The sequence below is a fragment of the Acinetobacter sp. RIT698 genome (assembly GCF_009668065.1).
Classification (GTDB): domain Bacteria; phylum Pseudomonadota; class Gammaproteobacteria; order Pseudomonadales; family Moraxellaceae; genus Acinetobacter; species Acinetobacter guillouiae.
Genome location: NZ_WJYH01000113.1, coordinates 1 through 1847, shown reverse-complemented (window position 1 = coordinate 1847; position 1847 = coordinate 1). Strand labels below are relative to the sequence as shown.

Annotated in this window: 1 tRNA gene and 1 rRNA gene; both read right to left on the bottom strand. The window is 49.9% G+C overall.

Going from position 1 to position 1847, the window contains the following annotated elements:
* Window positions 1–10 precede the first annotated feature (10 nt).
* Window positions 11–87: transfer RNA gene (locus GJV03_RS21290), tRNA-Ile, on the bottom strand.
* Between the two features lie 59 nt (window positions 88–146).
* A 16S ribosomal RNA gene (locus GJV03_RS21285) occupies window positions 147–1685 on the bottom strand.
* Window positions 1686–1847: the final 162 nt, after the last annotated feature.

Here is a 1847-nt window from a genome sequence, read left to right as displayed (position 1 = left end):
TCAGTAGACTTGGTGGGTCTGACAAGACTTGAACTTGTGACCCCACGCTTATCAAGCGTGTGCTCTAACCAACTGAGCTACAGACCCTCAGATACATCAATGAAGAACAACTTGTTGTGGATTCTTACCAATCGTCAATCTTTCGTTAAGGAGGTGATCCAGCCGCAGGTTCCCCTACGGCTACCTTGTTACGACTTCACCCCAGTCATCGGCCACACCGTGGTAAGCGTCCTCCTTACGGTTAGACTACCTACTTCTGGTGCAACAAACTCCCATGGTGTGACGGGCGGTGTGTACAAGGCCCGGGAACGTATTCACCGCGGCATTCTGATCCGCGATTACTAGCGATTCCGACTTCATGGAGTCGAGTTGCAGACTCCAATCCGGACTACGATCGGCTTTTTGAGATTAGCATCCTATCGCTAGGTAGCAACCCTTTGTACCGACCATTGTAGCACGTGTGTAGCCCTGGTCGTAAGGGCCATGATGACTTGACGTCGTCCCCGCCTTCCTCCAGTTTGTCACTGGCAGTATCCTTAAAGTTCCCACCCGAAGTGCTGGCAAATAAGGAAAAGGGTTGCGCTCGTTGCGGGACTTAACCCAACATCTCACGACACGAGCTGACGACAGCCATGCAGCACCTGTATGTAAGTTCCCGAAGGCACCAATCCATCTCTGGAAAGTTCTTACTATGTCAAGACCAGGTAAGGTTCTTCGCGTTGCATCGAATTAAACCACATGCTCCACCGCTTGTGCGGGCCCCCGTCAATTCATTTGAGTTTTAGTCTTGCGACCGTACTCCCCAGGCGGTCTACTTATCGCGTTAGCTGCGCCACTAAAGCCTCAAAGGCCCCAACGGCTAGTAGACATCGTTTACGGCATGGACTACCAGGGTATCTAATCCTGTTTGCTCCCCATGCTTTCGTACCTCAGCGTCAGTATTAGGCCAGATGGCTGCCTTCGCCATCGGTATTCCTCCAGATCTCTACGCATTTCACCGCTACACCTGGAATTCTACCATCCTCTCCCATACTCTAGCTTCCCAGTATCGAATGCAATTCCCAAGTTAAGCTCGGGGATTTCACATCCGACTTAAAAAGCCGCCTACGCACGCTTTACGCCCAGTAAATCCGATTAACGCTCGCACCCTCTGTATTACCGCGGCTGCTGGCACAGAGTTAGCCGGTGCTTATTCTGCGAGTAACGTCCACTCATCTTGGGTATTAACCAAGAGAGCCTCCTCCTCGCTTAAAGTGCTTTACAACCATAAGGCCTTCTTCACACACGCGGCATGGCTGGATCAGGGTTCCCCCCATTGTCCAATATTCCCCACTGCTGCCTCCCGTAGGAGTCTGGGCCGTGTCTCAGTCCCAGTGTGGCGGATCATCCTCTCAGACCCGCTACAGATCGTCGCCTTGGTAGGCCTTTACCCCACCAACTAGCTAATCCGACTTAGGCTCATCTATTAACGCAAGGTCACAAGTGATCCCCTGCTTTCCCCCGTAGGGCGTATGCGGTATTAGCATCCCTTTCGAGATGTTGTCCCCCATTAATAGGCAGATTCCTAAGTATTACTCACCCGTCCGCCGCTAGGTCAATTACCGAAGCAATATCCCCCGCTCGACTTGCATGTGTTAAGCCTGCCGCCAGCGTTCAATCTGAGCCATGATCAAACTCTTCAGTTAAAAATCATTAGTGACTTAAGGTCACAATTCTGGCTCATCAATGTACTGACAAATTCTCTCAAATAAACTTCGAGTAATTTAAACCAATCAATCAATGATAATATTTCGATTAATCAATCAGTAAAAATCCACACAAGTTGTTCTTCATATTCTCTTAATGAT